We start from the raw sequence: 8,029 nt of genomic DNA, 5'->3' as shown, positions 1-8,029 counted from the left end.
CACCCAGCCCACCCGGCGACAGCCCGCACCCGGTCCGCCCCGGCACACCGCCGTCCTGGCCGGTCAGCCTCCGACGGGTCCGCGCCTGCCTGACCCCACTCTGCCTCCTGCTACGCCTCTGGCAGGCCTGGGCCACCGCCCCGATGCCCCACCCCACTCCGCGAACTGACCGACACGCTCGCCGCCGGACACCGGCCCTGCCTCTGCCTACCCCCGTAGATCACAGATCACGAGCTACCCATCACAACAAACCACCGCCAGCTGCCTCGATGATATGCTAACATCTATAGTTGTCGATGCACCGACCCCTTGAGACCGCCCGGATAATTCGCATGGTCAAAACTGAGACAGAAGATCTCTGGCCACCTGCGCTCGCTCGCTGGGACCCGCCACTTCTGCGCTCTGCACAGCTATCTTCGACGGCCCGCAAGAACGGCCTCGGCGCACTCGACGCCCTCGCTCGTCTCACCACGGGCCGCCTGTGGCTGCCCGAAAACAGCCCAGCCCTCACCGCCGCCGCGCAACCATCCGTCACTGTCAATCAAGCGGCACCCCTGACCAGTTACATCTGAATATGTATTATTCGCAGGCCGGGACGTCACCAACAGTTGATCTTAATTGAGAAATTTTAATAATGTTGTTGATTGGGTACGATTATGGCTGAAAGTTCCAAAATTTTCGCGGCTCTTGCAGACGCGACCCGTCGTAACATGATCGAACGACTTGTCGAAAGTGACGCCACGGTCGGTGAGCTCGCCAGGCCGTATGGGATAAGCCTCCAGGCGGTATCCAGGCACCTCAAGGTGCTTCAGGAAGCCGGCTTGATCCGCCGTCCTGGAGGTGGCCACCGCAGCCCGGTACGTCTCGAAGAGGATGCGCTCGACCCAGCAGCCCGATGGATCGAGGAATTTTACAACTCTCGCCTCAGATCCAAGAACAACGATATCACCGGAGAGATCATAAGGACAGCTAACCCGACCCCGGGGGAATTCATAGTTGTCCAAGAATTCCCGTTCTCTCTAAGGCAGCTGCACCAGATCCGAACGGATCCTGAGCTGTACGTGCAATGGATTGCGCCGCCTGAGACGCAGGTCAGGATCATGTTCTGGGACCCCAGGCCTGGTGGGCGTTGGCGCCTCCGTTTCGTCGGGGACTCGAAGGTCGACATCTACGGCACCTTCCACGAGTACGACTCTGAATTGATCGTGCAAGTGTTTACAATTGGCAATAAAACCGACAATCTCGCAATCTCGAGCCAGCGGGCCAAGGATGTCGGCGGCGGCGAAAGCAGGATGTCCTTCAAGGTGGCGACCGACAATCTCGAGGCCTGCGCGGGCTTCATACGCCGCTGCTACTCCGAGACCGAGACCAACTCTTCCGATATCCACAGGGAGGTGGAGGACGCGATCAAGGAAACCTTCCGCAGAGCTACACGCATGCCCGAAAGCGATGCAGCATAAGTTGATCAGCGGTGTGTGTCCGACAGATACCGGATCCGCCCGGGCCCTGGGTCGGCATGCTGCGCTTCGCGGCCTTGGCGGTCGCGGTCATCGCCGAGGACAGTGGCGCGGAGCATCGGGACGCCGCCCAGCAACTCCTGCGCAGAGCCGCCGAACTCCAAGAATAAACGGCGCGGAGGGCCGAGGACTCGTCGTCTTCAGGGAAGGGCCTTCTCAATCCAGTCCCTGATCGTGGCGTGGCGGGCAGCCCAAGCGTCCCGCACCCGCACCGCCCAAGCTCTGAGCAGGGCCTCGTACTCGCCGGCCTCGTCAACGAGCCCGCCATTACACCCTCACCTGCCCTTCAGTCCCTGCGCCCGGTGACAACTCGGGCCGGGGTTCGACGACGGATCGGGCCGCGGGTGCGGCAGTGCGCTCGTCGACCGCCAGCCGTCGGCCGGTCCACCGGCGCAGACCGGTCGCGGCGAGCACGACGCCACCGCCGACGGCGTAGGAATACACCCGCAAAGTCCACGCGTCACCGGGCAGATCCGTGAACAGCGAGACGTAGACGGGGTGCGCGGCCGCGGCGACGGCGAGCCATTCCAGCCGCCCGGCGATGACGGCGAGCGCCGCCAGCAGCACCCCGTACCAGGGCTGGACCGGGGTCGCGACAAGGAACGCGGCACCGACCAGCCACAGCGCGGCCCGTTCGACGGGAACCCGCTGTGGATCGGTCCGCAGCACGGCGACCGTGACCGCCGCCAGCAGGGTGGCCGCTGCCGCCTTCGCCGCGGATCCGTCCAGGTGCAGCAGCCCGGCGAGCAGGAGAAAGCGGCTGCCCTCCCCGTAGCCCTCGACGTCGAGGTACTGCGGGAGGAAGCCCAGCGCCTGTGTGCCGACGGCGAGGATGTGCGGCAGGTAGGACAGCACGACCACCCCGGCGGCGGCTCCGACGAGCGTGACGGGCCGGCGCCGGGCCGCCGCGGGCAGCAGCAACGCCGGGTACAGCTTCACCGCTACCGCGCCGCCGAGCAGCGCCCCAGCGACCCCCGTCCGCAGCGGGCGGGACCGGGCGGTGAGGACCGCCAGAGCGCTGAGCGCCAGCACGGCCCCGAGGACGTCGACGTGCGCATCGGAACCGATCTCCAGGCCGGCGAGCGGCGAGAACGCATAGAAGGCCGCGTGGCGCGGATCGCGGCCTCGCGCCACCAGCATCCGCATCATCAGCCCGACCAGCGCCAGGGACATCAGCGAGGCGTAAAGCTGGAGTTTGTGTTCGCGTGGCGGCCCCGGCAGGACATGAACGGCGGTGAAGTACGCCTGCGCCACCGGCGGGTAGATGGTGTGGGCGCGCGGGTAGTTCAGCCGGATGCAGTGCGGGCCGCGCCCGATCGCCGCGCATCCGGCCGGATCCGGGAACAGCCAGCGATCGCGCAGCCGGGCCAGTTCCGGAGCGAGCGGGCCGTACCGGTAGGGGTCGATCCCGGCGGCCTGGACCCGACCGTCCCAGGCGTAGCGGTACAGGTCGTCGGAGAGCTGCGGGCCGGCGGTGGCCGCGACGGCGTGGATGGCGACGATTCCGCCGAGCAGCATGGCGACGGCCAACCGGCGCGGGGCCGCGTGGACCAGCAGCGCGGCCGTGGCGACACCGAGCGCCCACCAGAGCATGACGGGGTAGAGCACCCCTGCCCGGCCGGGCAGGTATCCCGGCGCCGCAAGGACGGCACGTTGCGTCGCGAGCAGACCCGCGAGCCCGACACCCGCCCCGGCCAGGGCCAGGGCGGGTCTGAGGCGTGGCGCGGTGCGGGTTCTGGGCATGGTCCCGAGACTGGCAGGCGCAGCGCCGTCGCGGGAACACCGCGCCGGGCCTTCCTCGTTCCGTAATGCCGGTACTCGGTCGCGAGTGGTCCCGGCGACCTACCGTGCATTCGTGCGACAGTTGCCTCGTCGGTTGCCCCGCCGGTTACCTCGTCTGCTGACCGAAAAGCTGCCGGAACCACCCCCGGTCCTGCGGCGCGGCCCCCTGCGCGAAAACGCATTCCCCAGTCGGCTGCACGATCCACGGATGGCGGCTCTCCTCGGAGTCTGGCTCGGGATCGCCTTCGGAACATGCTTTCTGACCGGGCTGGTATCGCATTTCATGCAGCATCCGCCGTCCTGGCTGGAATGGTCTTCCCGACCCGCCTGGCTGTACCGGGTGACCCAGGGCCTGCACGTGACCACCGGACTCGCGAGCGTCCCACTGCTGCTGGCGAAGCTGTGGACGGTGTATCCGCTGTTGTGGGAATGGCCCCCGATCCGTTCCGTCGCCCATGCGGTGGAGCGGATGACGATCGTGCCGTTGATCGCAGGGGCGATCTTCCAGCTCAGCACGGGCATCGCGAACATCGCGCAGTGGTACCGGTTCCACTTCTTCTTCACCGTGACCCATTACTGGGTCGCCTGGATCACGATCGGCGCGCTGGTCCTCCACATCGTCGCGAAGCTCACCGTCGTCCGGGCGAATGTGGGCCGCCGCCGCCATGAGCGCGCGCACCTGGCCGTCACCACCATGGCCGGCGTCACCACCATGGCCGGCGCCGCCCCGGGGACTGGCGGTCTGACGCGGCGCGGCCTCGGCCTCGCGACGGGGACCGCAGCCGGGGTGATCGTGGCGACGACCGCCGGTCAGTCGGTCCCGGGCCTGGCCCGGCTGGACCTGCTCGCGCCGCGGCGGCCCGACATCGGCCCGCAGGGGCTCCCGGTGAACCGCACGGCGCGAGCCGCGCGGGTCACCTCCCTCGCCCGTGACCCCGGGTACCGGCTGGAGGTGGTCGGTCCGCGCCGGGTGGTGTACACCATCGAGGAGCTGTACGCGCTGCGTCGGTACAGCTCGAAGCTGCCGATCACCTGCGTCGAGGGATGGGCCGCGGACGCCACCTGGCACGGGCCGCGGCTGCGGGATCTGCTGGACGCCGCCATGATCCCCGCCGACGCGGCGGTCCGGGTCGAGTCCCTCGAGGCCCGCGGGGGCTACCGGGCAAGCGGCGTCAACCCCTCGCACGCCAGGGACTCGTTGACCCTGCTCGCGACCGGAGTGAACGGCGCCGACCTCGACCTCGATCACGGTTATCCGGCCCGGCTCATCGCGCCGAACCGGCCCGGGGTCCTCCAGACGAAATGGGTACATCGGGTGGTGATGGTGTGAACGCCGTCGTGCTGCGCGGTGTCGCGGTGGCGGCCGGGCTGGCCGCGATCGGTTACGGGGTCGACGGCGTGCTCACCCACCAGCAGGCCACCCGGCCGCCGAACACCGTGGTCTGGCTGATCGGCGGGGTCCTGGTCCATGACGCGTTGCTCGTGCCCGCGACGATGCTCGTCGGCTTCCTGCTCACCCGGTTGGTCCCACCGCCCTACCGGTCCGTTGCACAGGGCGCACTGCTGGTGAGTGCGGCGGTCGCCCTGTCGTCGCTACCGCTGTGGCGTGGCTACGGTGGGGACCCTGGGAACCCGACGGTGAACCCACTGCCGTACGGACGCAACCTCGCGCTCGTTCTCGGAGTGGTCTGGGCCGGCGCGGCGGCCCTCATGGTGAGTCGGGCGGTCCGCGCCCGGCGGGGAATCATCCAGTCGGGAGACGCCGGCGCAGCGCGGCGAAGTGCCGACCGGCGTCGCACCAGGTCCGGGTGATCAGCAGTCCGGCGTCCGGCGCGATGCCGGTCAGATCGTCCCCGTCCACCAGGCACCAGGAGAAGGGCCGCGACACCCGGCCGGTTGCGTCCTCCAGCCGGACCCGCATCGGACCGGTCCGGGTGCCCGGCGGTTCGAGTTCGACGAGCACCCGGCCGGAGGGGGCGAGGAGTTCCCCGGCCCGGCGCAACAACCGGGTCGGGTCGCCGCCGATGCCGATGTTTCCGTCTGCAAGCAGCAGCGCGGCCCATCGTCCCTCGGCAGGCACCCGGCCGAACACGTCCCGCCGTAGTGCCGGCACACCGGCCCGCCGGGTCAGGTGCACCGCGAACGGCGCGACGTCGATGCCGAGGGCCGGCACCCCGCGGGCCGCGAGCGCGGCCGCGAGCCGGCCGGGCCCGCAGCCGACGTCGAGGGTCGGGCCGCCACAGTGACGCAACAACGACAGATCCCCCGGGGACAGCGCCCCGGTGGACCAGGTGGGCGGGATCGACGCCGCCGGGGACAGGGTGCCACGCCAGCGGTTCACCGGCAGCGGGTCGCGTCGCCCGTCGGGACGGCGCATCCACAGCTGTCCACCGGCGGAGCGCAGTCCCGCCTCGTAGACGGTCGTCGGTCCCCACCGGCCGTCGGGGACGCCGGTCAACACGCGGTGGCCCGGCCGGCGGCGATGCGATCCCCATGCGTGGCGCGCAGCGCCGCGGCGAAGCGTCCACCGGGCACGAGCCGGGCGACCGCGTCGGCGTCGGCCATGGTGTCGACGTCGCGCACCGTCGGCAGGGTTGTGACCGTCAGGCCGGCTTCGGACAGGCGGGCCCGCTGTCGTGCGCCGGTGTCCGGGCGCGAGGTCGGCACGCCACGGAGAAGATCGCCGTCGGGGGTGGTCAGGCCGAGTGCCCACCATCCCCCGTCCGCGGCGGGACCGAACACCGCGTCGGTCGCGTGCAGCGCGTGGCAGGCGGAGGCGAGCAGGGCTGCGGTCACCTGGGGAGTGTCCATCCCGATGAGCAGGGTCGGCTCGGTGCCGGCGTCGAAGGCGGCGGCGAGCCGGACGTCGAACGGCCCCGACACCTGCGGCATCACTTCGATCGCGATTCGTGCGCCCGGGGTTCGTCCGGCCGGGATTCGTGCGAACGAGGTCTCCAGCCATGGGCCGACCGCGCCGTCGAGGACGAGGACCGGGCGCAGTGCGTCGAACCCGGGCAGGCGAGTCAGCTCCTCAACCGCGGCCAGCGTGTCCGCGAGCGCGGCCGCCGCGACGGCCGCCGCCTGGTCCGGGCGCAGGGGCGGCGTCAGGCGGGTCTTGACCCGCCCGGGTACCGGCTCCTTCGCCATCACGAGCAGCCTCACCGGAGGCTCGCCAACAGGGCGGACATGTCCCGGGCCGTCCGGGCGGCGCCGAGCGGTGTCCCGGTCACCTTGGAGCGCCCGACCCGAGGGGTGTAGGCCACGTCGGTCTCGACTATCCGCCAACCGGCCTGGGCCGCCCGCAGCAGCAGTTCCAGCGGATAGCCGAACCGGCGGTCGGCGAAGGGCAGTCGGAGCAGGTCCTCCCGGCGGGCCACCCGCATCGGGCCCAGATCATGGACGGGAACGCCGCAGCGGCGCAGCCGCCCGGCGACCACCGCGTTCCCGAGTCGGGCGTGCGGCGGCCAGGCCCGCATCGAGGTCGGGCGACGGCGACCGAGAACCAGATCGGCCCGGCCGGCCAGCAGCTGCGTGACGAGACCGGGAAGCTCGGCGGGGTCGAGGGATGCGTCCGCGTCGCACACGCCGACCACGTCGGCGTCCGCGGCGAGCAGCCCGGCGTGCACGGCGGCGCCGTAGCCGCGCTCAGGCACGTCAACGACGACCGCCCCGCGTTCCAGCGCCACCTGGCGGGAGCCGTCGCGCGATCCGTTGTCCGCGACAATCGGCCGATAGTCGACGGGCATCCGGTCCAACACCCAAGGTAGCGCCCCGGCCTCGTCCAGGCAGGGCAGGACGACGTCGACGGAGGCCCCGATCCCACTACGTTGCGTGAACATGATCGGGACTGTAGTGCCGTCCACGCGTGATCAACCCTTACGAAACAAGGAATGCCCGGGTCCCGTCCGGCGGCTCGGCACGGACACGACGACGAGCATGACGAGCATGACGAAACGGAGCATTACGAAGCGGAGACATCCGAGCCGATCATGGCCGGGACGGCCGTCGCCTTACCTATCGTGGCTGGGTGGCCCGTGTGCTCGTCGTCGACGACGACGTCCTCGTCTCCGAGGTGGTTGACCGCTACCTGCGCAACGCCGGCTTCGACGTCGACCGCGCCGCGGACGGACCCACGGCCCTGCGGGTGGCCGAGACAACCCCACCGGACCTCGTCGTCCTCGACCTGATGCTGCCCGGTCTCGATGGCATCGAGGTGTTCCGCCGGCTCCGGGCGCACCGACCGGTACCAGTGATCATGCTGACCGCACGTGCCGACGAGTCGGATCGCATCACCGGTCTGGAGATCGGCGCCGACGACTACGTGACCAAGCCGTTCTCGCCGCGGGAGCTGACCCTGCGCGTGCAGTCGGTGCTGCGGCGGGCGAACGAGGCGGTGCCGGGCGCGGAAGCCGGCGTCCTGCGGGCCGGCACCCTCGTCGTCGACGCGGCCGCGCGGACCGCCACCCGGCACGGGGTGCCGCTCGGGCTGACGGTGCGCGAGTTCGATCTGCTGGCCTTCCTGCTGCGCCGGCCCGGCCGGGCCTTCACTCGGGGCGAGCTGCTCGAACAAGTGTGGGGATGGAGCTATGGCGACCCCTCGACGGTCACCGTGCACATCCGCCGACTGCGGGAGAAGATCGAGGATGATCCGACCGCGCCCCGGATGCTTGTCACGGTGTGGGGGGTCGGGTACCGCTACGATCCCGGCACCCCGCGCCCCGACACCACCC

Annotated in this window: 8 protein-coding genes; 4 read left to right on the top strand and 4 right to left on the bottom strand. The window is 70.3% G+C overall.

Translation table 11 applies throughout. The features are described 5' to 3' along the window. Nucleotides 1-656 precede the first annotated feature (656 nt). Nucleotides 657-1,460 (top strand): ArsR/SmtB family transcription factor, encoded by an 804-nt coding sequence (locus tag AC08OO_RS21210; protein WP_476618964.1) that lies wholly within the window; start codon nucleotides 657-659, stop codon nucleotides 1,458-1,460. 324 nt (nucleotides 1,461-1,784) lie between these two features. Here the strand turns inward: AC08OO_RS21210 and AC08OO_RS21205 are convergent, their stop codons facing one another. Continuing rightward, nucleotides 1,785-3,260, bottom strand: a complete 1,476-nt coding sequence (locus tag AC08OO_RS21205) for a glycosyltransferase 87 family protein (RefSeq protein WP_476611471.1) — start codon at nucleotides 3,258-3,260, stop codon at nucleotides 1,785-1,787. Nucleotides 3,261-3,507: 247 nt separating this feature from the next. Here AC08OO_RS21205 and AC08OO_RS21200 point away from each other — a divergent pair, with 247 nt between their 5' ends. Together AC08OO_RS21200 and AC08OO_RS21195 are read left to right on the top strand one after the other, a co-directional pair. Then, on the top strand, nucleotides 3,508-4,629 hold the full coding sequence (locus tag AC08OO_RS21200) for a molybdopterin-dependent oxidoreductase (RefSeq protein WP_476611470.1): 1,122 nt from the start codon (nucleotides 3,508-3,510) through the stop codon (nucleotides 4,627-4,629). Next, entirely contained in the window at nucleotides 4,626-5,111 is a 486-nt protein-coding gene (locus tag AC08OO_RS21195) for a hypothetical protein (RefSeq protein ID WP_476611469.1), read from the top strand. The genes AC08OO_RS21200 and AC08OO_RS21195 overlap by 4 nt, the downstream gene beginning before the upstream one ends. On the opposite strand, the gene AC08OO_RS21190 is transcribed toward AC08OO_RS21195, so the two are convergent. From AC08OO_RS21190 to AC08OO_RS21180, 3 genes are read right to left on the bottom strand one after another with little or no spacing between them, the layout of a single operon-like run. Then, nucleotides 5,044-5,760, bottom strand: coding sequence for a methyltransferase domain-containing protein (locus tag AC08OO_RS21190; RefSeq protein ID WP_476611468.1), 717 nt, complete (start codon nucleotides 5,758-5,760; stop codon nucleotides 5,044-5,046). The genes AC08OO_RS21195 and AC08OO_RS21190 overlap by 68 nt on opposite strands. Then, complete coding sequence (locus tag AC08OO_RS21185) at nucleotides 5,754-6,461, bottom strand: TIGR04282 family arsenosugar biosynthesis glycosyltransferase (RefSeq protein ID WP_476611467.1); 708 nt, start codon at nucleotides 6,459-6,461, stop codon at nucleotides 5,754-5,756. Before AC08OO_RS21185 ends, AC08OO_RS21190 begins: the two co-directional genes overlap by 7 nt. Continuing rightward, complete coding sequence (locus AC08OO_RS21180) at nucleotides 6,458-7,138, bottom strand: glycosyltransferase family 2 protein (RefSeq protein ID WP_476611466.1); 681 nt, start codon at nucleotides 7,136-7,138, stop codon at nucleotides 6,458-6,460. Before AC08OO_RS21180 ends, AC08OO_RS21185 begins: the two co-directional genes overlap by 4 nt. A gap of 188 nt (nucleotides 7,139-7,326) precedes the next feature. Here AC08OO_RS21180 and AC08OO_RS21175 point away from each other — a divergent pair. Next, on the top strand, nucleotides 7,327-8,029 hold a 703-nt coding region (locus tag AC08OO_RS21175), incomplete at its 3' end, for a response regulator (RefSeq protein ID WP_476618963.1).

The organism is Frankia sp. CeCAU1 (assembly GCF_977971845.1).
Note: the sequence above shows the minus strand (reverse complement) of the source record. Positions and strands in the feature narration are given on the sequence as shown.

Coding starts and splice junctions, on each gene's coding strand:
- AC08OO_RS21205 (WP_476611471.1), bottom strand. CDS start 3,260: ATGCCCAGAACCCGCACCGCGCCACGCCTCAGACCCGCCCTGGCCCTG.
- AC08OO_RS21180 (WP_476611466.1), bottom strand. CDS start 7,138: ATGTTCACGCAACGTAGTGGGATCGGGGCCTCCGTCGACGTCGTCCTG.
- AC08OO_RS21210 (WP_476618964.1), top strand. CDS start 657: ATGGCTGAAAGTTCCAAAATTTTCGCGGCTCTTGCAGACGCGACCCGT.
- AC08OO_RS21200 (WP_476611470.1), top strand. CDS start 3,508: ATGGCGGCTCTCCTCGGAGTCTGGCTCGGGATCGCCTTCGGAACATGC.